The sequence below is a fragment of the Maridesulfovibrio sp. genome (genome assembly GCF_963666665.1).
Taxonomy (GTDB): Bacteria; Desulfobacterota; Desulfovibrionia; order Desulfovibrionales; family Desulfovibrionaceae; genus Maridesulfovibrio.
The window spans coordinates 2035636-2059256 of sequence record NZ_OY762999.1 but is presented as its reverse complement, the minus strand read 5'-3'; the positions used below and the strand labels follow the sequence as shown (position 1 = coordinate 2059256).

21 protein-coding genes are annotated in these 23621 nt (G+C 47.1%); 1 reads left to right on the top strand and 20 read right to left on the bottom strand.

All coding sequences use genetic code 11. The annotated features are described in order from the left end of the window. Positions 1 to 4: 4 nt before the first annotated feature. The 15 genes from ahbD to ACKU40_RS09355 form a co-directional block, all read right to left on the bottom strand. Positions 5 to 1201, bottom strand: coding sequence for a heme b synthase (gene ahbD / locus ACKU40_RS09425; protein ID WP_320176263.1), 1197 nt, complete (start codon positions 1199 to 1201; stop codon positions 5 to 7). A gap of 1 nt (position 1202) precedes the next feature. Continuing rightward, entirely contained in the window at positions 1203 to 2186 is a 984-nt protein-coding gene (gene hemB, locus ACKU40_RS09420) for a porphobilinogen synthase (protein WP_320176262.1), read from the bottom strand. Positions 2187 to 2392: 206 nt separating this feature from the next. Continuing rightward, entirely contained in the window at positions 2393 to 3577 is a 1185-nt protein-coding gene (gene ahbC / locus ACKU40_RS09415; protein WP_320176261.1) for a 12,18-didecarboxysiroheme deacetylase, read from the bottom strand. A 341-nt stretch (positions 3578 to 3918) separates the two neighbouring features. Next, a complete protein-coding gene (locus ACKU40_RS09410) occupies positions 3919 to 5076 on the bottom strand; it encodes an OmpA family protein (protein WP_320176260.1) in 1158 nt (385 codons plus the stop codon). A 134-nt stretch (positions 5077 to 5210) separates the two neighbouring features. Further along, a complete protein-coding gene (locus ACKU40_RS09405) occupies positions 5211 to 5546 on the bottom strand; it encodes a hypothetical protein (protein ID WP_320176259.1) in 336 nt (111 codons plus the stop codon). A 19-nt stretch (positions 5547 to 5565) separates the two neighbouring features. Beyond that, the gene (locus ACKU40_RS09400; protein ID WP_320176258.1) at positions 5566 to 6615 is read right to left on the bottom strand and encodes a zinc-ribbon domain-containing protein; all 1050 of its coding nucleotides are present in this window, start codon (positions 6613 to 6615) and stop codon (positions 5566 to 5568) included. An 87-nt stretch (positions 6616 to 6702) separates the two neighbouring features. After that, entirely contained in the window at positions 6703 to 7710 is a 1008-nt protein-coding gene (locus tag ACKU40_RS09395; protein ID WP_320176257.1) for a glycosyltransferase, read from the bottom strand. A gap of 180 nt (positions 7711 to 7890) precedes the next feature. Next, the gene (locus ACKU40_RS09390) at positions 7891 to 8976 is read right to left on the bottom strand and encodes a glycosyltransferase family 4 protein (protein WP_320176256.1); all 1086 of its coding nucleotides are present in this window, start codon (positions 8974 to 8976) and stop codon (positions 7891 to 7893) included. Positions 8977 to 9111: 135 nt separating this feature from the next. Next, complete coding sequence (gene fliS, locus ACKU40_RS09385) at positions 9112 to 9654, bottom strand: flagellar export chaperone FliS (RefSeq protein ID WP_320176255.1); 543 nt, start codon at positions 9652 to 9654, stop codon at positions 9112 to 9114. Positions 9655 to 9733: 79 nt separating this feature from the next. Then, positions 9734 to 11467 carry a flagellar filament capping protein FliD gene (gene fliD / locus ACKU40_RS09380; protein ID WP_320176254.1) on the bottom strand — a complete coding sequence of 578 codons (1734 nt, stop codon included), beginning with the start codon at positions 11465 to 11467 and terminating at the stop codon, positions 9734 to 9736. Between the two features lie 206 nt (positions 11468 to 11673). Further along, positions 11674 to 12546: a flagellin gene (locus ACKU40_RS09375; RefSeq protein WP_320176253.1), complete on the bottom strand. Its 873-nt coding sequence runs from the start codon at positions 12544 to 12546 to the stop codon at positions 11674 to 11676. A gap of 214 nt (positions 12547 to 12760) precedes the next feature. Next, complete coding sequence (gene tsaB, locus ACKU40_RS09370; protein ID WP_320176252.1) at positions 12761 to 13564, bottom strand: tRNA (adenosine(37)-N6)-threonylcarbamoyltransferase complex dimerization subunit type 1 TsaB; 804 nt, start codon at positions 13562 to 13564, stop codon at positions 12761 to 12763. Further along, a complete protein-coding gene (gene rseP / locus ACKU40_RS09365) occupies positions 13565 to 14632 on the bottom strand; it encodes an RIP metalloprotease RseP (RefSeq protein ID WP_320176251.1) in 1068 nt (355 codons plus the stop codon). Positions 14633 to 14641: 9 nt separating this feature from the next. Next, complete coding sequence (locus ACKU40_RS09360; RefSeq protein ID WP_320176250.1) at positions 14642 to 15844, bottom strand: 1-deoxy-D-xylulose-5-phosphate reductoisomerase; 1203 nt, start codon at positions 15842 to 15844, stop codon at positions 14642 to 14644. A gap of 45 nt (positions 15845 to 15889) precedes the next feature. After that, positions 15890 to 16693 (bottom strand): phosphatidate cytidylyltransferase, encoded by an 804-nt coding sequence (locus tag ACKU40_RS09355; RefSeq protein ID WP_320176249.1) that lies wholly within the window; start codon positions 16691 to 16693, stop codon positions 15890 to 15892. 480 nt (positions 16694 to 17173) lie between these two features. Between ACKU40_RS09355 and ACKU40_RS09350 the strand changes: the two genes are divergently transcribed. Then, positions 17174 to 18886: an HD domain-containing phosphohydrolase gene (locus tag ACKU40_RS09350; protein ID WP_320176248.1), complete on the top strand. Its 1713-nt coding sequence runs from the start codon at positions 17174 to 17176 to the stop codon at positions 18884 to 18886. A gap of 38 nt (positions 18887 to 18924) precedes the next feature. Here the strand turns inward: ACKU40_RS09350 and ACKU40_RS09345 are convergent, their stop codons facing one another. From ACKU40_RS09345 to ACKU40_RS09325, 5 genes are all read right to left on the bottom strand, one after another. Continuing rightward, complete coding sequence (locus ACKU40_RS09345) at positions 18925 to 19560, bottom strand: hypothetical protein (RefSeq protein WP_320176247.1); 636 nt, start codon at positions 19558 to 19560, stop codon at positions 18925 to 18927. A gap of 26 nt (positions 19561 to 19586) precedes the next feature. Then, positions 19587 to 20702, bottom strand: a complete 1116-nt coding sequence (locus tag ACKU40_RS09340) for a hypothetical protein (RefSeq protein ID WP_320176246.1) — start codon at positions 20700 to 20702, stop codon at positions 19587 to 19589. Between the two features lie 6 nt (positions 20703 to 20708). Continuing rightward, on the bottom strand, positions 20709 to 20921 hold the full coding sequence (locus ACKU40_RS09335; protein WP_320176245.1) for a hypothetical protein: 213 nt from the start codon (positions 20919 to 20921) through the stop codon (positions 20709 to 20711). 21 nt (positions 20922 to 20942) lie between these two features. Next, a complete protein-coding gene (locus ACKU40_RS09330; RefSeq protein WP_320176244.1) occupies positions 20943 to 22706 on the bottom strand; it encodes an SH3 domain-containing protein in 1764 nt (587 codons plus the stop codon). A 216-nt stretch (positions 22707 to 22922) separates the two neighbouring features. Beyond that, entirely contained in the window at positions 22923 to 23618 is a 696-nt protein-coding gene (locus ACKU40_RS09325) for an isoprenyl transferase (RefSeq protein WP_320176243.1), read from the bottom strand. Positions 23619 to 23621: the final 3 nt, after the last annotated feature.

Here is a 23621-nt window from a genome sequence, read left to right as displayed (position 1 = left end):
CTTTCTATTTTTTAGGCTTCTTTTTGGGCTCGTAGGAACAAAGCGGTTCCGGTCCAAGATAGCTGCCTTCCATGGTCTGGGCGCGCGCACGGCAACCGCCGCACACTTTTTCGTATTCACAGTGACCGCATTTGCCGTCGTATGTTTCTGGGTTGCGAAGGTTCAGGAACTGCGGGGATTTGGCCCAGATTTCCGGGAAGGGAATCTCGCGCACGTTACCGCAGTCGAGATCAAGGTATCCGCAGGGCTGAACCTGTCCACGGTGGGAAATAAAACAGAATCCTACACCGCCGAGGCAACCGCGGCTTACAGCATCAAGGCCGAAGTTTTCAAAGTTGACCGGAATACCTTCTTCCTTCGCACGCTGACGCAGGATGCGGTGGTAGTGCGGTGCGCAGGTCGCTTTGAGCTGCATGTCGGTGGTCTTCTGGAAATCGTAGAACCAGTTGAGAACTTCTTCGTACTCTTCTGCGGAAATAACTTCCGCACCCAGCTCTGCTGCACGTCCGGTGGGTACCAGCAGGAAGATATGCCATGCAGATGCTCCAAGATCTTTGGCGAGCTTGAAGATATCCTTGAACATATGCAGGTTGTTGCGGGTTACAGTAGTGTTGATCTGGAATTCGATTCCGGCATCTTTCAGGTACTGGATACCTTTCATGGCTTGATCGAATGCGCCAACTTCACCGCGGAATTCATCATGGTATTTCGATTCTGCAGCATCAATGGAGATGGAGCAACGCTGGATGCCTACTTCTTTGAGCTGTACGGAATTCTCTGCGGTAAGCAGGGTTCCGTTGGGGGCCATTACGCAGCGCAGACCTTTGTCATTGGCGTAGGATACCAGTTCGAAAACATCGTGGCGTAGCAGCGGTTCGCCGCCGGTAAAGATGATTATCGGGTCACCGGTTTCAGGAAATGTATCGATAAGCGCTTTTGCTTCCTCGGTGGAAAGTTCTCCCGGATAAGGTTCAGGGTGCGCTTCAGCTCTGCAGTGTTTGCAGGCAAGGTTGCAGGAACGGGTAATTTCCCATGCAATCAAACGCAGCGGAGGAGAACCGTCAGCGTTTTTCTGGGGAATGGGATGTACGCCCGGATGACCACCGGGATGTCCGCCACCGGGGTGACCCGGTTTACCGCCGGGATGTCCACCACCCGGATGACCTCCGGGGTGTCCGCCTGTCATTTTTTTATCGCTCATATTATTTCTCTTTCAGTCTTTTGAGTACGTCTTCAGTGAAGTAGGTCAGGATAAGATCAGCACCGGCACGTTTCAGGCCGATGAGTGATTCCCAGACCACGGATTCTTCGTCCACCCAGCCGTTCAAGGCTGCAGCCTTGATCATGGAATATTCACCGCTGACCTGATAAGCCGCAACGGGCAGATCGAAATTGTCGCGGGTCTGACGGATGATGTCCATGTACGGTCCGGCTGGTTTAACCATAAGAATGTCAGCACCTTCGATAACATCCGCTGCTGCTTCGCGCAGGCCTTCGCGGGCGTTGGCCGGGTCCATCTGGTAGGTTTTGCGGTCACCGAACTGGGGTGCGCCTTCAGCTGCTTCGCGGAAAGGACCGTAGTAAGCTGATGCATATTTTACCGCATAAGACATGAGCGGCAGTTCAGCAAAACCGTTTTCGTCCAGAATCTCGCGGATAGCGGCGACGCGTCCGTCCATCATATCAGAAGGAGCAACCATGTCCGCGCCTGCTTTGGCGTGGGAGAGGGCTGTTTTAGCCAGTAGATCAAGGGTTGCATCGTTGAGGATGGTCTCATCCTTAACCAGTCCGCAGTGACCGTGGGAAGTGAATTCACACAGGCATACATCTGTGCAGACCAGCAGTTCGGGCCAGCGTTTTTTGAGCAGGCGTACGGCCTGCTGCACAATGCCGTCCTCGGCGTAGGCCTGAGAGCCAGCGGGGTCCTTTTCAGCGGGAATGCCGAAGAGGATCAGGCTTTTGAGACCGTTTGCAACTGCTTCCTCTACTTTGATTTCCAGTTGTTTCAGGCTGAGCTGAAACTGGCCGGGCATGGAGGAAACTTCTTTTTTGAAATTTTCATCGTCTGTTTCATAGACGAAGTAGGGCATCATAAGATCATCGGCGGAAAGTGTGGTTTCCCTGATCAGATCACGAATAACGGGAGTACGTCTGAGTCTGCGTCCCCGATGGAAGTCGAATACCATGTTAGACCTTCCTTTTTGCCTCCGGCGGCTTAAACCCGTTGAAAAGGGTTTAAGAATCCTAAACTTTTTTAGTAGGGCTTCGCCGTGCAGCTTGGATATATTTATTTCAAATAATAAATCCCGGCAGACCTGTAGGCCCGCCGGGATTCAATAATATCTATCGTCGACAGGACGACCGTCTTGAAACGCTTTTCAAAACAGCGGGCCTAGTCCTTCTTGATTTCCTCGTCAGTGAGGTAACAAGCAGGATCCTGAGCCCAGATGTCGTCGTAGTATGCTTCAGCGCGGGCACGGAAGTTACCGGCACAGATGTTCAGGTAACGACAGGTAGCGCAGCGGCCGCCAACGTGCTGCTTCTTGTCTTTAAGCTTGTGCAGCAGTTCGATGTTCTCGTCCATCCAGATTTCGGAGAAAGGACGTTCCAGAACGTTACCGAAGGTGTGGTTGCGCCAGAACTGGTCAGCGTGAACCTGACCGTCCCAGGAGATACAACCGATACCGCGGCCGGAGTTGTTGCCTTCGTTGAACTGCAGCAGTTCGAGGACTTCCTTGGCGCGTTCGGGATCTTCTTTCAGCAGTCGCTGGTACACGTATACACCGTCGGCATGGTTATCAACGGTGAGGATTTCTTTAGGCATGCCTGCATCATAGAGAGCTTTGGTTTCGTCCATGATCAGGTCGAGCAACTGGCGGGTTTCAGCGTGGCTCAGATCCTCTTTGATGAGTTCGGAACCGCGGCCAGAGTACACCAGATGGTAGAAACATGCTCTGGGAACGTCAAGTTCACGCAGTACTTTGAAGATGGAAGGAACTTCAGTCCAGTTACGTTTGTTGATAGTGAAGCGCAGACCGACTTTCAGGCCTTCAGCCTTACAGTTTTCTACACCTTCAATAGCTTTTTTGTAAGAACCTGGAACGCCGCGGAATTTGTCGTGGGTTTCTTCGGTACCGTCAAGGGATATACCAACGTAGGAGAGACCAACGTCTTTCAGTTCGCGGGCTTTTTCCTTAGTGATCAGGGTGCCGTTGGTGGAGATAACTGCACGCATGCCTTTGCCGGTAGCGTAGCTTGCCAGCTCAACGAGGTCTTTGCGTACCAGAGGTTCTCCGCCTGAGAAAAGCATTACCGGGGCGCCGAATGCTGCGAGATCATCAATGATCTCTTTTGCTTTTGAAGTGGAAATTTCATCTTGTCCGTCAGGATCAACAGCCTGCGCGTAGCAGTGAACGCACTTAAGGTTGCAGCGTCTGGTCATGTTCCAGACTACAACGGGTTTTTTGTCTTTGGAAAACTGCAGAAGGTGAGAAGGCAGTTTGCCAGACTCACGACCGTAGCGCAGGGCGTCGGAAGATTCTACTGCACCACAGTAAAGTTTAGAAATACCAATCATTTATAAATTCCTCCCTAGCTGCTGAGATGGCGCCAGGCTATCAGTTTTAACGATGGTTTCCCCTGATCTAGAAGTAATAATAATTACTGTTTGCGATCCGTCAACTGGGAAAATCAATCGGTTATGCGTAATGAGAGAGCGAGTTTTGAGTAACACAAATGTAAGCGGGGGAAAAGGGCAAAATAGGAGCTTATGTTGTGCAATTTAATGTATTGAAAAATATGAATAAATAATTGAATCTGATTATCATTTAAATGTGTATGACAATGAAAAACCTCCTCGTTCAGTGTGTAATTGAAGCGAGGAGGTCTGATTTGCTGGTTTGGTTTGTCTATACTTTCTTAAGGTGCGATAGATACCTGTACACGTCTATTTAGCAGCTTGTTGTATTTAGTAGTGTTGGGAACCAGCGGATTGGATTCCCCGAAGCCTGTTGTACCGATGCGTTGCGGCGCAATGGGAAAATTTTCTGTAAGGTATTTTTTGACTGCTTCAGCACGTTCTTTACTCAATTTAAGGTTGTATTCCGGCGAAGCGTCCGAATCAGTATGCCCGCCAATCACAACGCGCTTATCTTTGAGGCGGTCGCTGACCAAGGCTTTACCCAGTTCATTCAGAAGTGAGTAAGATTCTGGTTTTATCTGCGATGAATCCACATCAAACTGCACAGCAAGGTTGATTGAGCGCGGTTTGGATTGCGTCTTAGGTGCTTGATTTGTAGACTGCACGGGGGCTGGTGCTGCCTTTGGACTTACCGGTTTTGCAATAGGCTGTTTCTGTTCGGCAGATGTCCCTTGAGACACGGAGTTTCCACTCTGCGGGGGAGCCTGTATCTGCACCATGTTGGGCATCAGGCCTGCGACCATGCCTTGGTTGGTATTCTCGTAGCGTGCCCATGAAGTAAGCGGTACAGCCATGTCTGAAGCTATGGCCTGTATGATTTTATAGAAAGCAGAGTCCGGCATACGGTGTTCCCGCTTTACGAAGATAAAATCGTCATCCATTTTTTTCTCAATGCGTCCGCTTTGTTCAAAAGAGCAGACCAGTTGGCCTCGTTTGGTTTCGTAGATCTTCACCTGAATCGATACAGCGGAATCATCAACGGTATGTCCCAGATAGAGATATGGAACGAATCCTACTACCAGCAGGTCGTAGCCGCGCGAACGGGCTGTGAAAAGGGCTTCATCCAGTCCCCGGTAAATCAGGTTGTCGTCATAAACCATAGATGGAAAGACTTGCAGGCTGGTCCAGTTCTGCCAGACACCCTTTGCAACCAGTTGTCCCCAGTCGCTTCCTTTGTACATGGTCTGGGTTACGTGGAAAGGATAGAAAAGTGCGGAAAGCGGTCCGTAATGCGGTTTTTCCGGTCTTGAGTAGACCATCAACTGCGACAGAGATACCTCGGTATCCTGATAGTAGACGGACTGAGTGGCGATCTGCGTTTCAAAATGGGTGCAGGCGGATAAAGCCAGCAAAAGGATCAGCAAATATTTTTTCATATCGGCAACCGGGATTGGGTTTAATAGTGTCTGAAATTTGACCATAAAATAGTTGCAAAAATAAAAGCAATATTTATGCCGTATGATTCTGAGTAATAAAAAAAGGTTCTTCTTTCGAAGAACCTTTTTAGTTTTTATTGCATCAATTTGGTTGGTGAGGGCGCTGCTTGCATGGAGTCAAGAATCTGTTCCTTGGATTGGATCATGCTTTCCCGCAGCTCCATTCTACGCTGTACGGAGAGTTTTTTGAACTCCGGTTGGCGGGTTAGTTCGGTAAGCTGTTCCATTTCGCCTTTAATTCTCTCTACTTTTTGCAGCATTTCGCTCTGTGGCGAACATACTTGAGAACAGGCGTCTGCAAGATCGGAAATCTCTCTGGCCATATTTCTAAAGCTTTTGGGATTAATTTCCTTGGCAATGCGGACGCGCTCCTTGGCATTGGCAACTTTTCCTTTGATCCATCCAAACATAAACTATCCTCGGATACTGCTAGATTGTGGGCTGGTTGAACTGCATGTAGAAGCCCAGAATGACCAACAGTAGCACAATAGGCATAACCATTGAAAGCACAACTCGCATGTATGTTGTATTATGAATATTTTTGTAGGCAATAATGGAGATTGCCACACTGATCAGCGCGCCGATCATATCACCTACAATAGGGACAATGCAGAGGATGATCGGGGCATATGAGTATGTGGTTGCCCTGAAAGTAGCCTGATAACCGCGTTCTCCTGCTCCGAAGATCATGAGCAGAATGTGGGTCATGCCGATCAGCGGAAAACTAATTCCTGCCAGCATGAGCGGATAAAGGAGCAGGGACATGAGGGCTGGTCCGGTTCCATCCTTCAGAGAGTCTGCGATCATGGAATCGTTCATAATTCTTCCGACATCGGCACCCATTGAAGTGTCAACCCCGGTCATAGCCCAGATAAAATTACAGATTTCCTGAAATTCAGCCAGAATGACAAAAAAGAACAGTGGCATCAGAAAACCCTTGAGCGGCATGCCCCTAAAGAAAGTGGCCGGAGAAAGGATTACCTGTTTGATGGTCAGGAAAAGGCCGGGAAAAAAACCGTATTTTTCCAGATTTTCGAACGGAACTTCGTTCTCTTCGCTGTAGCTTTCAGTCTCATAGCCGTGATCTTCCTCATGAAGGTCCTCTTCTGGTTTCATGGAGTCAAGACGCTGCCAGATATCTGACTTCTCTTCCTGAATCTTTTCCTCTTGGATCGTTTCAGGCTGCTGGTTGAATTGTTCATCATAAGGAAGGGGCTGTTCATCGCCGAATCCTTCGGGCTGCTGTTCCTGTGCATGTTGTTGAGCATAGGCTGCAGCATCCTGATAACCTTCTTCTTCAGGGGCAGGATGGCTGATATCTTCCGGAGCTAATCCCGGAACCGGGTCGCTTTCCCCTTCAAAGTCTCTGAATTTGAACTTGGCCTGACACTTTGGACAGGTGGCAAGCTGGGCAGTTGCCGGAATTTTATCTTCCGGAATTTCACTGCTGAAATCGCACTCGGGACAAGTAACTTTCATATTAAATCCTTGAAGCTGTTTGTCTGAATATTTCGGTCAGACCTAATAAATTTTATACTGTTAGGCAATGCCAATTGTATATAAACATTATGACATACAAATGTCCGGAAGCAGCAATGGACCTACTTTCCTCTCTTTTCGGGGGCTAAGCAAATTATTTGCAATGCTTGGTAATTCACTGCCAAGCTGATGGCTGAAATGGCCGCCGGTCGAAAGATTGAAGTTTTCCAGTTTAGATTCAATTTTTTCCCTGCTCTTCAAAAGATGAGTTAGATGATGAATCGGAATGTCCATTAGGATGCCGGATGCTCCCTGTAATCCGGTTAATTGCTCGTGAATTTTATTTACGAATCTGAGATTACAGTTGTTTTTAAAAAGCCTGAGTTGCAGGTCCGGCCAAAGCCCGTAGCCGATGCGGCAATGATTCTGGTCAGGATAAAATGTCATCCGTGGAAAGTACCATCCATTACACGCCTCGCAGGATGTCATCAATCTTATTTCATCCCAACTTTCAGGATGCAACCTTTCGTCAGCATCAAGATATATGATCCATTCGCCGGAACAATTTTTCAGCATGCGGTTGCGCTGTGCTGAAAAATCAGCATCAAGGGGATGGTGAATATTAATAATTTCGGCCCGGTGAAATCTTTGAAGCTTCGGGACAGGTGCTGACTCTATACAATCCCATACCAAAATAATCTCAGTAATCCAGTCAGGGAAATGTCTTATGAAGTCTTCAAGCTGAGGTTCATCAGGGCTGAGGATTGCCGCTGCAGAAATTTTGCAGGGCAAAGGTTGTGTTGGGATGGATACCTGTTTGCTCCCGGAAAATAGTTTTTGCAGGTTTTGGTGTTTGTTTTTGCTTTTACCATCCAGCCCCGGATTGAGAATCAGATGAGATTCTGAGGCAGAGTATCCGTTTTGAATGAGGAGCAGTAGTATTGCCCAGACTGATGAGTCGGTCAGCAGAATGCAGTTTTCGTGAGATTGGTCTAATTTATTTTGCGTAAGCGTTCTAATATGTTCAGGATAAAGATCACAGATCAAGAGCTCTTGATTTGTTTTTTTGTTTTCCGCCAGCGCTTTTGCCAGCAAACCATTGCCTGCACCGAAAAGGATGATGGTGTCGGTATTACGCCGTGAGGCGAAACTCAGGTGTTTTTGGGCCGTTTCTTCCGGAGTTGCCGCAAGTAGCTTCAGCTCTTCAGGTTCCTGTCCTGAAAGGCGGTAGGATAAAATCTGTTCCGAGTATAAATCAAAGATGTGAGTCATGGCTTAAATGGCTTTTTTCATTTTGAGCAGGTCCAGATAAATATTGCCTAGTTTAGATGCTATGTCTTGTGCACGAAATAGTTTAGCTGCTTTCGCCCGTCCGTTTTCTCCCATTTTTCGTGCTTCCTGTGGATTGGTTAACAAAAAGCGGACGTACTGCGCAAACTCTTGGGTATTGCGGGCAACAAAGCCGGTCTTGCCATGGTCGACAAGTTCCAATTGTGCGTTATCCCGCATTTCTTTGCTGGGATGGGTTATGACAGGAAGTCCAGCAGCCATGGCCTCGGCAATGACTAGTCCGAAAGATTCCCCTGTATCATTGGCATGAACCAGAAAGCTTATGGAATTTAGAAATTCGGCAATTTCGCTGTCAGTCAGTATCGGGGGGAGAAAATAAACTAAATCTTCCAGATTATGGTCAGCGACATAATTTTCAGCTTCAGGTATTCCACCGATGATTCGGTATTGGAATGGCTCCAGCTTTTGATTTTTTACCTGTTCTTTCAAGATCGGCAGGAAATCAAGAGCAAGTGACGACCATTTGCCTTTGTCTGCGCGGGAAATTCTTCCGAACGAATTTGTGGGTATTTTTCGCCCATGCGGACATCTTTTAAGAAAGAAATCGGTGTCTACCGGATTGTATAGTACGGAATACTTCGGCTCCACTGCAGGTATGGAATTAACTGCCGCATATCGTTTAGCACAGAAATGGGAAACGAAAAGGTGCCGGTCAATTAGTTGTCCTTCGGGGCTCGGGTCATGATGTCCGAACACATTTGTTTCAACCAAAACAGGAATTTTGGCTAATTTAAAAGGGCGCAGAGACCCCGGTTCGGCCCAGCCTGCACGATGGATGTGGACGACATGTGGTTGGAATCTATCGAGGACGGTGAGCAGATCAGTTCCCACAAAGGTTTCTATTCCCTGCTCACGGATAAGTTTTCCCCGGGGGCCGTTGGAGGGAGAATAGATCGCAGTGTGAAAAATTTTCCTGTCCAGATTGACTGCAAATGATTGCATGACTTTTTCAGTGCCTCCCAATCCCAGTGAGGGGGAGACCTGAAGTAATCTGATTCTGTCTTCTTCCATGATAGAAATAGATGACAGATACACGGTGTTAAGTAAAGAGGGGCTGTTCTTATCTTACCTTAATTCATAAAAAAGCCCCTGCCTAAGCAGGGGCTTGTCTTATCGTATTATCAGGAGCAAATGTCGGTTGATTCGTTATGCTCCGCCTCCGTATGCGTTTGCTGCCTTTTTCAAGCGCATGGCGTTAGGGGCGGGCATATTATGTGCTTTGGGCATTCCGTAGCCTGCATCGTTTACAAAGCTGCGGTTTACGTTGGTTGTGCCACTGCTGGCGGTCGCAGTTGTCTGCAGGGGAACTGCAGCCTGAGCTTCTTGCGTGGGAATAATTTCCCGGTAAGCGGAAGCAATGCCGTCTATAATCCTGATAACTTCATCAAGTTTTTCTGTATCCATTTTCAGGTTAGCCTGCAGCAGTCTGGTGTTACAATAAATATAGAGCCTGCTGAGGTTTTCTGCCAGTTCTCCGCCTTTTTCCTTGTTTAAGCTGGCGGTAAGTTCAGAAATAACTTCAATGGCTTTGGAAATAAGAATTCCTTTCGCAGCATAATCCTTCTCATTGATTTTCACTTTGGCCTGCTTCATGAATTTGATTGCAGCATCATAAAGCATGATGAGAAGTTCACCCTTGGAAGTGGTATGGACCTGAGTTGAAAGGTATGCTTGAGCGGCTTTGTGCATATATTTGCTCCTCCTGACTTACTGATCGGCAGGCTTTTTAGAAAACCTTAGGCTGTTTTTGATTTATTTTAAATTTAAACTAGCTTTTCATCAGCTGGGTTACACTGGCCGTCAGCTGAGCCGATTTGCCTTGATAGTTACCCAGCAAGGCGTCAAGTCTGGCATACTTTTCTGTAAGCATACGTTTTTTTAGTGCAATTCGATCTTCTTCAGATTCGATTTTCTTATCGATGTTCTTCATGATGGTATCGTAGTTGTCCTGAAGAATTTCAAGAGGACCGCTTTCGCTGGTCATATCTTCAAGTGCTTCAACCATCTCACCGGTCTTACCAAGTTTGAGGTGGACATTGATAGCATCTGAAGCGTCACTGTCGGAGTTGCCGTAAACTCCGTCAGCGCGGTTTTCTACACGGATAGCCATACCAGCTGCATCAGTACCGCCTGCACCGGTAATCTGCCAGTTAGCGGCATCGACCAAGGCGGTTTGGCCGTTAATTGTTGCAGAAATTATCTGACCGCCGGATACTTCGTATTGAACATTATAGTCTCCGGCTTTGGTGGTTCCGTTAATATGCGAGAGATACTGAACATTGGGGGAGTCACTTACCCCTTCATAGTTGGCAGAAAAGAGCATCGCCACTGCCATGGGGTCGGCATCCAGAGCTTTGTTGAGTTCTTCAGTATCCAACTCTAACAAACCCATGTTGGCGCCGCCGCTATCTGCGTTGGTCAGGATTCCAAGCTGAGAGAGTGCGGAATAGCGGTCTCCGGTAAAGTCTCCGTTGGGGAGTTCTTCATACCAGCTGAATCCTATACCCTTACTGGCGATGATATCTTTCATCCGCTGGCCGACAAGCAATTCAACCCCGTAGTTACCTGTGAGAATTGATCCTTTTGCCGAATCAGAAGAGGTTGTTACCGAGGTCAAATCTTTAATCATTTGCCTGATTTCATTGTTCTGATCGACAAATTTCTGGACATTCTCTTTCATGCCCTCTTTGTCGGTAACAATGCCGATCGCGGTGGTTTGACCTGATGCGTTGGTATTTTTCAGGTTGAGGGTTACCCCGTCGATAACGTCACTAATGGTGTTGGTATCGCGTTCTATCCAGTCCCCAGGTGCGGGAGGGTAACCATCAACTTTGATCTGCGAGTTTACTGCATCCTGAGTTTCGTCAAAATCGTTTTTACTGAAAACCATCCCGACAGTATTGTCGATGCTAACCTGATTATCTGCCCCGAGATCAAGTCCGTAGATTTGCAGGTGGTAGCTGGTTCCATCGTTAATGGTGGTCGCCCTGATTTTCTCTCTGGAGTCAACATGGGAGTTGATCAGGTTCACGAAGCCCTGAAGTGATGTTCCCGCGCTGATGTTGCTCAGGGTGATGGTTTCGGAACCATACGTAAAAGTGAACTCACCTGTGGAGCTGAAAATTGATTGTGTCAGACTTGAAACACCTGAATCAGTTACATGAATATCGTTAGTGGCAAGTTGGCCGATCTCAATTGCATGAGAGGAGACCAGAGCTTCCGCTGAGGCTGTGGCGGTGAGGGTCCCGGAATCTGATGTTGTTACGGTCTTGCTCATGAATTCATCAAGTGTATCCATGGACTTGAGCGTGGTCTGCAGGCCGAGGAGAGCGGTGTTCAGTTCCTGAAATTTTTCAACTTTATCACTCCAACTGCTTTTCCAGCTCTCGAGTCTATTGATATGAACCCGTTCAAGCTTGATCAGCCCGTCGATAAGGGACTGGAAGTCGGTTCCGGATCCGAGTCCGGTGAAGTTGATATTTCCTGAGGTGTAATCTGACATGATATTCTCCGGGAATTTTTTTCCCTGGTTCTATTCTCACCTCATCCAATGCAATCAGGATGCCAAACGTTAATGATAGATTAAGTAATGTTAATGGTTGTGAAGAACTTAGTCTCAGCTAAGCTGAAAGCCGGGGCCGGTTGGACCGGACCCGGCTTTCCAATTAAGTCTGACTTGGTCAGAATGTTTTATGCTGCGCCGGTTTATTAACCGATAAGCTGCATTGCCATTCTGGGCATGCTGTTAGCCTGCGAGAGCATAGCCACTGCGGACTGGGTCAGAATCTGGTTACGGGTGAACTCAGTCATTTCAGTTGCAACGTCAACGTCGGAGATGCGGGATTCCGCAGCCTGAACGTTTTCTGCCTGGATAGACAAGTTGGTAATGGTGTTTTCCAGTCTGTTCTGGAGAGCACCGAGGTTAGCGCGGATCTTATCCTTGGAGATGATAGCATTATTCAGCTTATCAAGAGACTGCTGCGCCAGAGCCTGAGTTGAAATGGAGTTACCTGCAGCAAGACCGACACCAAGTGCTGATGCGGTGGAGGTGTTAATGGAAATGTAGTAGTAGTCTTCTGAGGAGTCGTTACCAGTACCAAAGTGAACCTTGACCTTACCAGAAGATTCTAAGCCGGCTCCACTGTGGGTGCCGGATACATTACCATTAAGCAGGTGAATGCCGTTAAAGTCAGTAGCATTCGCAATACGGGTAATTTCTGAAGCCATAGCCTGATATTCGGAGTCGATGATCAGACGCTGGTCAGAGTTGTAGGTACCGGTTGCAGCCTGAGTTGCAAGTTCCTTCATACGAATGAGCTTTTCATCAATAACACCGAGAGCGCCGTCAGCGGTCTGGATCATTGAAATTGCATCGTTGGCGTTACGGATACCCTGGTTGAGTGACTTAATGTCAGCGCGCATAAGTTCGCGAATTGCGAGGCCTGCAGCATCATCAGCCGCGGTTCCAACACGAAGACCTGAAGACAGGCGACGGGTTGATACACCGAGGTTACCATATGATTCCTGCAAGTTGCGTGAAGCATTCATTGCCATCAAGTTGTGGTTAATTACTAAAGACATGTTTTCCTCCTTGAAAAGTGATCTTTGGCTTCCTTGCCAAAAACATTGCCCTGGAACAAAAGGTTCACAAAGCGATACTGGTCCTTCGTGCCTACCTGATCGTCTGAAACTTAGATTACTTTAGGGTTCGAAGGATATTTTTGTTTCTTAATAAAAAAAGGGACCTCCGTTTATGGAGATCCCTTTTCTTAATATTTTTTTTTATAAAATTTAATTAACGAGGCGTAATATCCTTAAGCCGTTCCTTTGCCGTTTCAATGGATATTCCCCGTTTGCTGGTTATAGCTTCAAGGTTTTCTTCAGCATCTGAACCGCGTAAATACATGGGCATAGGCATTGTGTCTGAGTATTCAGCTTGAGTAGCCGCATCCAGCAGACACTGGTCCGAAGGAACGTTAAATATTTCCGGCATAGCTGAGTATTGAGAATGTGCTGCCAGAAATTCGTCAAAGAATGCTTTGTTTTTGAACAGTCCGCTGCCGATCAGAACAGCTTGTTTCTGCTTGTGTGAAATGATTACATCAGCTGCTTCCTGAACAGAGACCGGAAGAGGCGAGGTTATGGTTGTCAGCGGACCATTGGCAGTGATTGCTTCAAAGCCCTGCAGATATACCTGCATCCTGCGTGAATGGGTTACCGCCCAGACAGGAATTCCGCTGATAAGTGCCGCACTTTTAGCAAGGATCGGCAGGTAGTCCAGCGAAGCTACGGGACAACCGCTCCCGGCGGAAATACCAGCTGCTGCAGCAAAGGTTAGTCGCAGTCCGGTAAAGCTTCCCGGACCGGCGGTAATGGCAATCCTCGAGATCTCTCCGGCGTCGTAGCCAAACAGTTTCAGGGAGTCCCGGATGGACGGGATCAAGAAGTTGACCGAACGTCCCGGTACAACCAGTTTTATGGCTTGCAATAAGGAATATGAGTCCTCATCTTCTTCTCGGCGAGCCAGTATAATCTGTAAAGTTTCTTCCGCGCCGTTTATAGCCAGCAGTAGGTCTTCTTTTGCTGTTGATAAAATCATTTATTTTAATGCTTCTCTGGTCAGGTCATTGATAATGGCAAAAGCCATAAGGCAAAGCAGGAAAATCAAGCCTATCTTAGTTGCAACTGCCTGAAGCCTTTCATTCAAAGGGCGGCGCATAACGGTTTCAAGGCTGAAAAAGAGTAAATGTCCGCCGTCCAGTACAGGGATCGGCAGCAGGTTGAGCAGCCCGAGGTTGATACTGATGAATGCAGTGAACTGGAGCAGTTCCAACAGGCCGCGTTCGGACTGTTGCTTTATGGCTTGCGCGATCATGATCGGTCCGCCGATAGAATCCATGGGTACAACCCGCTCAACCATTTTGACGATGCTTGTGCAAATCAACTTGGTAACGTTCCATGTTTGTTCTGCAGCGGCTACTGCTCCGTCGATTCTGTCCATTTCTATGGTTTTGGATTCGCCGGAAGCGACAATGCCGACTACCGGTCTGCGGATGGTCTCACCAAAAATATTCTTAAGTTCCTGAACCTGTGGTTTGATGGCAATTTTTTTGGTGTTGCCGTCTCTTTTAATAACAAAATCAAGGGAGTCGGACTTGCTGTTCTGGATTGTTTCAGCAAGGTCGGACCAGAATATAATCTTGTGTCCTTCAATGGAAAGGACGTTGTCTCCTACCTCTATTCCGGCATGCAGGGCCGGGCTGTCCGGCTGTAATTTGCCCACAGTGGGGGCAAGTCCCATCTGGCCGTTGCTGACAATAATTCCCCAGAAAATAACCCATGCAAGGACAAAGTTGAATAACGGACCTGCAGCAACTACAATCATGCGGTGCCACGGGGGGCGGTTCATGAAAAGTTCATTCTCATTGAATCCGTTGTCCTCGGTCATATCACGTTCTTCACCTGCAAGGCTTACGTATCCGCCGAGAGGAATCAGGGAAAGACGGTAGTTGGTGGCTCCCCATGTGAAACCGGCCAATCTGGGGCCGAAGCCCAGAGAAAATGTCTTTACGCCGATGCCGAGCATACGGGCTGCTAGAAAATGCCCAAGTTCGTGAAAAAAGATCAGACCGCCGAGGACCAGAATAAAATCAACTATCCAAGACATAAATTTTCCTTAGACGATGGATTCCATCACATCTCGTCTGGTTTTGATGTCCAGTTCAAGGACTGCTCCGGCTTCGCTCACATCACATCCGGCATGACTTTCCAGTGCCTTGCCGATAATTGCCGGAATGTCCAGAAAGCGGATCTTTTCTTTCAGGAAAAGGTCGACCGCTACTTCATTTGCTGCGTTGAGGACAATGGGGTGGCTCTGTCCTGCCGAAAAAGAATCCGCTGCATGTTTCAGGCAGGGAAATACTTCAAGGTCCGGCTTTTCAAAGGTCAGAGTTCCTACTTCTGCAAGGTTCAGCTGTTTGAGCTTCAAGGGGACGCGCTGGGGGAAGCACATGCAGAAGGCAATGGGAATCTGCATGTCCGGTACGCCAAGGTGTCCAAGCTGTGAACCGTCCACATACTCAACCAGTGAGTGGATAATGGACTGGGGGTGAACTACCACATCAACCTGTTCCGGCGGCAGGCCGTATAGGTGGCAGGCTTCAATGAATTCCAATCCCTTGTTCATGAGGGTAGCGGAATCAATGCTGATTTTTGCGCCCATATCCCAGTTGGGGTGGGCCAGAGCCTGTTCGCGGGTTACTGTTTTAAGAAATTCTTTTGATTTACCGCGGAACGGTCCGCCGGATGCTGTCAGGATCAGTCTGCTTACATCTTCTCCGTCGTGTCCGGCCAGTCCCTGAAACAGGGCGTTATGTTCAGAGTCCACCGGAAGGATAGTCGCGCCGGTGCGGTGGCATTCATCTCGAATGATGTGGCCGCCCAGAACAAGGGATTCCTTGTTGGCAAGAGCGATCATCTTTCCTTTTTTGGCAGCGGCAAGGGTAGGTTCAAAACCTGCGGCTCCAACAATGGAGGAGAGTACAACGGAGACTTCATCAAGCTCTGCAAGTGCGATGTATGCGGAAGGTCCGGTCAGTATCTCAGGCTTGTAGTCAGCGGGAAGCAGGCTTTTCAGCTCAGCAGCAGCTTCATCGTTAAGTACAGCTAAATACTGAGGGCGATGTTTGATTGCCTGTTCCGCAAGCAGTTTTGCATTTCTTGCTCCGGCAAGGGCGGTAACCTTGAACAGATCCGGATGTTGCTCAATTACCTTAAGGGTGCTGGTTCCGATGGAGCCGGTGCTGCCCAGAATGGAAATTGATCTGGGGAAATCCGGTAATGTAGCTTTTGCCGGCCATGGAGAAATATATGTTTGCAAGTCTTTATATCCGTCTGTTTTGTGGGCTTGGGATCAAGGCCCGGTTTAGAAGAAAGAGTGAATTTGTCTTGCCAGAATATACACGGGAAGAGCGAGCACAAGGCTGTCGATCCGGTCCAGCACTCCACCGTGTCCCGGAAGGATCTTTCCGGAGTCTTTGATTTGAAGTTTTCTTTTAAGAGCGGATTCGAAAAAATCTCCCATCTGGGACGCTATGTTGAGCATTATGGCGAGCGCAACCCAGTACAGAATCGGTGCATGTCCGAAAAAGTAGCCGAATATGGTGCAGCAAAGAATGCATCCGGTCATTCCGCCGATTGAACCGGCCCATGATTTTTTGGGGCTGATCTGGGGCCAGATTTTCTTTTTGCCGAAGAAAGTCCCGGCATAGAAGGCCGCAGTGTCCGAAGATGAAGCCGCGAGGAGAACGAAAAGAATTTCCCAACTGCTCATGGATGTCATAAACTGCATGGTGACGGGAACGTATACCAAACCCGCAAAGAGTATCAGGCTGTCCAGATAGGTGGCCTGATCCGGTTTTGCACTATATGAAAACAGGAACCGGAAGTTGAACAACCAGAATGCTCCCAGCATGATCAAAAGCATCCAGACCGGAGAAACTGTCGCAGAAGTAAGGATAATTCCCGCACCGGCGGCCATGCCTAAAATTCTTGATGCGAGATGGGATTTGTCTTGCCAGAACATGGCATAAAATTCGTAAAGGGCGATGGTGCAGAATATAGCCAGCCCGCCAGTCAAAACTGGACCTCCCATGATAAGGGCTGTGGCAAGGGCTGCGACTAGGAGCAGGGAAGTGATGATTCGTTTCTGAAGGCTGCTTAGGGACATGAAATCCTCGGTTAAAAAATTTCCACAAAAATGCAATTAAAATATATAAGTACTGCTTTTGAAAGATGGTTCTCCGCATGCGTGTGAAGCTTCATGTCTCGAAAGAAGTAAAAAGTCAGTGCCAGTTTAAAGCAGATTATGCTTAATCGTGCAAAAAACTCCATTTTTATAATTCATTAATAACTGGCGGGCAAGTCGTTGACAGTTATTTTTCCATATTAATTATCCAATAGTCACGAATAGCATACATGTTCTCCAATCTTGCCTAGAAATACCTGAGAGTGGTTTCAGAACTTTATTCTTTGTGTTATGGGTAGGTAAAGATTGCTGCAGATTTGATTTTTGTTGCGGATAAAGCTTTATTGTATAAAAATTACCAATGTAGTTCTGGGGTTGTATTGTCAAATTGTGATTTATCCGGTGGGTATTTCTCTGGGTGTATATCCTTGCAGGGAGGGGATGGTGTCACGGAATGGAAAAATGTCTTCAAGAGCAGAAGAATTGCATGATATTTTGGGAAAAGCATTAATCGATTTGCAAGGTACTGATTGCCATGAAGTAGTAAGCAGGCTTAGCCGGGATATTAACGCTGCTTTTGCCAAAAATTCAGATGCAAAGGAAGATCTTGTCGAGCGTTTGACTGAAATAGGGTTGGCCCTTTCCGGTGAGACACGTCTCGAGCGGCTGCTGGAGATGATAGTTGATGAAGCACGTGTTTTGACCCGGGCTGATGCCGGGACTCTCTACATTGTAGACAGCGATGGCCGTAAGCTTGAATTTTCTATTCTCCAAAACGATAAGATGCAGGTTCGCATGGGTGGAACCAGCGGTAATGAGATAACCCTGCCACCGGTTCCTCTTTATACTTCAGGCAATGCTCCAAACAAATCAAACGTATCCTCATACTGTGCTTTGACCGGTGAAACAATCAACATCGCAGATGTTTACGAGGCTGAAGGCTTTGATTTCACAGGTCCGCGTAAATATGATGCGGCTACCGGATATCGTTCAAAATCCATGCTTGTACTGGCTTTGAAAAACCACGAGCAGGATATCATCGGGGTGCTGCAGCTGCTTAATGCACTTGATGATGATGGTGAGATTATAGAATTTTCACCTGACATCGTAGATATTGTCGGTTCATTGGCTTCGCAGGCAGCCATCGCCCTGACCAACGCCCAGCTCATCCAAGGTCTTAAAGATCTGCTTTATTCGGTAATCCAAAGTATTGCCGCAGCCATTGATGCCAAATCACCATACACCAACGGTCATATTGAAAGAGTTGTGACCATCACTATGATGATTGCCGATAAGGTTAATTCCATTCATGAAGGCAAATATGCTGATGTTCACTTTACCGATGACGAATTGGAAGAGTTGAAACTGGCTGCATGGATGCATGATGTCGGGAAGATATCCATCCCGGAACATGTGGTAGACAAATCGACCAAACTTGAAACTATTTTTGACCGTTCCAAAATGGTGGATGCCCGGTTCAGGCTTATTTCTGAGACCATAAAGAACAGGCAGCTTGAGGAGACTATCGCAGCTCTCACAAATGGAACCGACCCTGCGAAGCTTGTTGAAATAGAAATGCGTTATGCCGTCGAACAGGAGCAGGCTGAAGAAGATCGTCTGTTTATTAACTCCTGCAATATTCCTAAGGAATTTATGTCTGATGAACGCATTGCAAGGGTTGAGGAGATTGCGTCCCGCACCTATGAAAGCAATGGTGAAACCTTCACGTGGTTGACCGAGGATGAGGTTAAAAATTTATGTATCCGTAAGGGAACCCTGACAGACAAGGAACGCAAGGTGATTGAAAGTCATGCTGCAATCACTCATGAAATGCTTTCACGACTTCCGTTTCCCAAGCGGCTTTCCCGGGTTCCTGAATATGCAGCCGGACATCACGAGAAATTGGATGGTTCGGGATATCCTAACGGGGTGGCCGGAGAAAATTTGCCCTTGCAGGCAAGGATTATGGCGGTTGCTGACATTTTTGAAGCTCTGACAGCCAAGGACCGGCCCTACAAGAAACCAATGAAACTTTCTCAGGCGATTAAAATTTTAGGATTTATGGTCAAAGATAAGCATATTGATGAAGATATATGTCAACTCTTCATTGATTCCGGACTATATCTTGATTACGCCAAGGCCGAGCTTGATCCCAGTCAATTGGAAGATGATTAATAAAAAAAGGGGGAACAACCTAGCTGTTCCCCCTTTTTTTATCTCTTTTTGTTATTCTCTTTCCAGTGAGTCAGCACCGTATCGATGGTCCTTAAGCGGGCTATCTTGCGGGCAATATCGATAACTGCCAATTTGATGAGCCTGTCCTTCTTGGGGTGCATATATTCCCCGGTCAGGTTCAGTGCATACGAGGTTGGCGGATCGAATTCCACTCCGAGAAAATCTCCGTTGATGTCCACCAACGCAGAGTATTGTTCGTAATCCTCGTCATATTCAATATCTACCTCAGATGCTCCGATAACTACATAGTCCACAGCATTGTCACGGGCAATGGAGATGATTTCATCTTCGGTGACAGTCTGTTGTGATGTGGCGTATGAACGTTTGCAGGAGTCGAGCAGAAATCCGGTTATCATGCGGTCACGGTGGGTTTCAAAACCGGCCTCGTTGAATTCCTGCTGCAGAGATTTATTGAGGTTGCGTATCAGATTCTCACATTCCTGAGGAGAAAGGTTTTCCCCTTTGATGCGCGGTACAAGTGAAAATACAATGGTCGGTTTCCCGGACTTTTTGTATATTTTGTATCCGTCTTTGCTCCCGCATATTCCGGAGGCTGCAAAGGACATCACCAGCAGGGCGGAAATAATGATTGAGATTAATGATCTTTTTTTCATGAAAAAACTCCTTGTCTGCGTTGCGATTACCGTTTGCAGGAATCCAGATCGGAAAGGGCATTGATCAGGCTGTTGTAAAAATTCACATCAGACACGGACGTATGTCCTTTGGCGATTGTAGCATCAACAGCTTTGACGCATTTTATGACATCACCGTTACCCTGAATGTAGGCTGCGGTAGTGTAGTTGCGCTCAATAAAGGCTCCAAGGTCATTATCCTTGGTTCCTGTTTTGATGGTCAGGCTGTATTTGATTTCCGGTTTGGGCATGCGCATGCTGGTCTGATAGACATTATCCTTTTCCGAGAACCCGGATTTGTCCGAACCCTGCTGAAAGGATACCCCGAACATGGAGACCGAAGCATGGAGTCCCTTGCGAATGGCGTTGAACCTTGATTTAGGAGGCATGACCATGATTTCCTGTGAAAGAGCCTGCGATGCCAGCATCTGGGCTAAAGATGTATATTTGGCCGGATTCTTGATGCGTTTGAGTGTTCCTTGAGAGAGAGTAATCTCGTCTACAGAGCATGTTTTGGTCGAAAACAGGTACTCCATATTGGCAAGGCATTTGCCCAGTTCATCTTGTGCATCAGCTTTAAGTCTTTTGCGGTCGGTAAAGAATTCCACAATGGAAGATCGTATTTGACCGGCAAGGGGGTCAAGGCTGAAGTTTTTGGTTTTATCCAGATATGGAACTGAGACAAGCATGGGGGCTGAGTAAACCAGTGATTCAGATTTTGCCTGAAAAAGAAGGAAATTTAGTCCGATATAAATCCTTCCCTTGTACAACCGTTGCTCTGCAGAACCGTATTCGTCCACAAAGGAAATGACGTTATCCACAAACAGAAGGGGAATGAGTATGGATTCGGGGTCAAACTTGTCCCCGAATCCTGCTCTTTTGATATTTATACCTTCGTTTTTAGCAACAGCATGTTTGAGGAAACCAAGAATCCCTTTACGCAGCGCCTTCTTGAATTCTTTATCCTTGAGAATCATGTCCAGTTCCGTCTTGTGGCGGTCATTTTCTTTATTGCGCACCTTGCCGATGGCTGGCGGCATAATATAAAGCTCGGCAGCCTCAACCCATGATCCGTAGAGAAGTGCGATCAGGAGGATAAGTACGAAACTGAATTTACGGACCATAATTATTTACCATTTATAGCCGTCAGTTGAATCTTGGCTTTCTTCCTGCTTGATTTCTTCTGTGCGGTCTTTAGCAGATTTGGTTTCCTCTTTCAGGTCTCCTGCGGACTGGTGCACGCCTTCCATGGATTGCTTTGCAGAGTCTGCCTGCTTGAATCCACAACCGGAAAGGGCCAGAAATACAACTGCGCAAAGTAATAGTAATTTGAATCTTTTCATCAATAAATCTCCTTATACCGTTTAGTCTAACATGTCTTCAGCCAAAGCAACAGAAGCCGCCTTCTTCTCAACCGTTTCGAACCCCTGAGCCGTCTGAGCGGCCATTTGATTCTTGAGTCGCGTACTCAGGGCCAGCTTGTTCTGGTAATATGATTCAAGCATGGTAGTAATCTGGGTGTTTTTTCTGCGTGCCGTCATGATGATTTTACTGATTTCTTTGCCTTGTCCGCTTATAACAGCAGAATTCTCTTCAATGTAATCATAGTCTGCTTGAAAGTCGGCAAACAGGGTTCCCAGAGTGGTCAGGTCTTCCTGAATTTCTATCAGTCGCGGCAAAGCAGTCAGCGCTCGAATAGGGTCGTTCTGGGCATTGCTGATGATTGAAACCAATTCTGCAGTGGCAAGTGCGATAACCCCGGCTTGTTTGGCTGCTTCTGCCGCCATGGGGCCGGCTTTTTCATCGTATGCATTAATAGCCCGGTCAATTCGCAGGATTACATTATTGGCTTTATCTATGCTGAAATCATAAAGGGCATTAGATGCATGCAGGTTGTTTGAAAAGGAATTGATGACCGAATCAAGGTTCTGAATCTGCTGGGTATTGAGATTTGAAAAGTCATCAGCTTCAGATTTGATTTTAGTTTCAAGAGCCTTGAGCATCTTGCCATTCTGGGCAATTTTTACTGCTGCGCCTTCAATGGAGTTGGTCGGTTCGTATGAAAGGTCCTTGATAAAGGCTTTGATGGATATTTTTTTCATCCCGGTGGTGTTAACACCGCGGGCAGTCTCTGCCGCTATTTTGTAGTTGTCGTTCATTGCGACAACTGTGGCTCCGACCAGTGACTGCAATGCTCTTGTTTCATTAAGGGCCTGCAGCATCTGCTCGCGGATTTCCACTGTTTTAGCTGCCAGTTCTTTACCTACGCTGACGCTTTTGAGAATTTCTTTGAGTTGGTCGTTGGAGGACTGAACAGGAACACCGCTTTTACTTGGTGTACCACCTCCGCCGCCGGAGAGCAGGGCTTGTGCAAATGCACCGAACAAGGCTGCCCCGGCACTCTGTCCGCCGCCACTCTTTTTGACGGTAGTCTTCTTTTTAGTCCGACTGCTGGTTCTAATTTTGACTTTTTCTGTCTTGGGTTCAGCGATTGCTGATGTTTTGCTTTTTACCGGGGTAGGGCAGGGAGCACCTGCATTTTCAGGAACAATTTTTCCTGTGACAGTTCTGGTCTCGGTTTTAGCTATAGGACTTAGTGGGTTCGCTACGCATACATTTGTGGGAGCGTAGCCCTCGAAGTCTTCACCTTTGATCAGGTAAAAATCATTTTCAATGCCGATAATGTCGAATGTGGTCTGAGGAGAAATGATGCGTACGGTAGGAGATTTTTTATCAGGAGCTTGGAAGACAACAGTTTTTTCTTTGTTGCGGCCTCTTGTTCCGATGTAATTGCCGAAATCAAGGTTAATTAATTTATGGTAGACAAAACCGGGCTGTCCAGTACCATCCATACGTTTAATCTTGTACCAGTTGCCATTTTTGCCGATTAGCTCAACTTGAGTGTCTTTAGCAATAATATCGACTATATCTGCTTTTGAGGATGAAACCTCTCTCACGTTACTTTTTAGAAGGGTGTTACCTGTCACGATAGGTGTTACAACAACAGTTTCGGTTCTAACAGTTGTCTTAACCGCATTATTTTGAGTGTTCTGTTTAGGAACACATCCCGCTACAAGCAGGCAAGCTATCAGGCTTGATAACAGGCTGTAAACCAATCTTGATGACATGAAACACCTCCCTTTATTCATGAAATACGCTGGTTGTTTGTTAAGAAATGTATGAATGGACGATTATTGGAATCATTCCAAGCTTTAATTTGTTGCATATTTTCTGAATAGAATAAAGTAGTTGACCTGATTTTGTCGATAAAAAAATTAATTTGTTGAGATATTGAACGGAAAGAAAACAAAAAAGTCCCGCAGAGAAAATTCTGCGGGACTTGCTTAAACTTGTTCACCGGTTTTTCCGAATCTTCGTTGCCTTCGGGCAAAATCAGCTAGGGCTTTATCCAGTTCGGCGGGAGTAAAGTCCGGCCAGAAGACGTCTGTGAAATATAATTCCGAGTATGCGGCCTGATAGAGCAGGTAGTTTGACAATCGCTGTTCCCCACTCGTGCGGATGATCAGGTCTGGGTCCGGCTGTCCGGCTGTGTACAGATAGTCCGACAGGGATTCCTCAGTAATATTGTCTTCACTGATACCTTCGGCGATCATTTTTTTGCAGGCCCGTACCAACTCATCCCGGCCAGAATAATTCAGAGCCAGGTTCAGTGTCATGGACTTGCAGTTTTCCGTTTTTTTTATGGTGTGGGCTACAACCTGCTTTACGCCAAAGGGGAACTCAGAGAGTTCCCCCAGTATTTTAAGGCGTATATCCTGCTCACGCAGGCTGGACAGTTCTTTTTTGAGAAAGACTGTCAGCAGATCAAAAAGCGTGCTGATTTCATCTTTCGGCCTGGCCCAGTTCTCCTTGGAAAAGGTATACAGGGTCAGGTGTTCAATGCCGAGTTCACGGCATCGGGTAACGATGTTTCTCGCAGCTTCTGTTCCGGCTCGATGACCTTCACTGCGTGAAAGTCCCCGGGCTTGTGCCCACCGTCCATTACCGTCCATAATAACGGCTATATGTCGGGGCATCATTAT

Bases quoted from the DNA above. Each gene is read 5' to 3' on its own strand.
- tsaB (WP_320176252.1), bottom strand. From the start codon at position 13,564: ATGATTTTATCAACAGCAAAAGAAGACCTACTGCTGGCTATAAACGGC.
- ahbC (WP_320176261.1), bottom strand. From the start codon at position 3,577: ATGATTGGTATTTCTAAACTTTACTGTGGTGCAGTAGAATCTTCCGAC.
- rseP (WP_320176251.1), bottom strand. From the start codon at position 14,632: ATGTCTTGGATAGTTGATTTTATTCTGGTCCTCGGCGGTCTGATCTTT.
- fliS (WP_320176255.1), bottom strand. From the start codon at position 9,654: ATGCACAAAGCCGCTCAAGCATACCTTTCAACTCAGGTCCATACCACT.
- ahbD (WP_320176263.1), bottom strand. From the start codon at position 1,201: ATGAGCGATAAAAAAATGACAGGCGGACACCCCGGAGGTCATCCGGGT.
- ACKU40_RS09340 (WP_320176246.1), bottom strand. From the start codon at position 20,702: ATGGTCCGTAAATTCAGTTTCGTACTTATCCTCCTGATCGCACTTCTC.
- fliD (WP_320176254.1), bottom strand. From the start codon at position 11,467: ATGTCAGATTACACCTCAGGAAATATCAACTTCACCGGACTCGGATCC.
- ACKU40_RS09330 (WP_320176244.1), bottom strand. From the start codon at position 22,706: ATGTCATCAAGATTGGTTTACAGCCTGTTATCAAGCCTGATAGCTTGC.
- ACKU40_RS09390 (WP_320176256.1), bottom strand. From the start codon at position 8,976: ATGGAAGAAGACAGAATCAGATTACTTCAGGTCTCCCCCTCACTGGGA.
- ACKU40_RS09400 (WP_320176258.1), bottom strand. From the start codon at position 6,615: ATGAAAGTTACTTGTCCCGAGTGCGATTTCAGCAGTGAAATTCCGGAA.
- ACKU40_RS09350 (WP_320176248.1), top strand. From the start codon at position 17,174: ATGTCTTCAAGAGCAGAAGAATTGCATGATATTTTGGGAAAAGCATTA.
- ACKU40_RS09335 (WP_320176245.1), bottom strand. From the start codon at position 20,921: ATGAAAAGATTCAAATTACTATTACTTTGCGCAGTTGTATTTCTGGCC.
- ACKU40_RS09345 (WP_320176247.1), bottom strand. From the start codon at position 19,560: ATGAAAAAAAGATCATTAATCTCAATCATTATTTCCGCCCTGCTGGTG.
- ACKU40_RS09405 (WP_320176259.1), bottom strand. From the start codon at position 5,546: ATGTTTGGATGGATCAAAGGAAAAGTTGCCAATGCCAAGGAGCGCGTC.
- ACKU40_RS09325 (WP_320176243.1), bottom strand. From the start codon at position 23,618: ATGATGCCCCGACATATAGCCGTTATTATGGACGGTAATGGACGGTGG.
- ACKU40_RS09355 (WP_320176249.1), bottom strand. From the start codon at position 16,693: ATGTCCCTAAGCAGCCTTCAGAAACGAATCATCACTTCCCTGCTCCTA.
- ACKU40_RS09410 (WP_320176260.1), bottom strand. From the start codon at position 5,076: ATGAAAAAATATTTGCTGATCCTTTTGCTGGCTTTATCCGCCTGCACC.
- hemB (WP_320176262.1), bottom strand. From the start codon at position 2,186: ATGGTATTCGACTTCCATCGGGGACGCAGACTCAGACGTACTCCCGTT.
- ACKU40_RS09375 (WP_320176253.1), bottom strand. From the start codon at position 12,546: ATGTCTTTAGTAATTAACCACAACTTGATGGCAATGAATGCTTCACGC.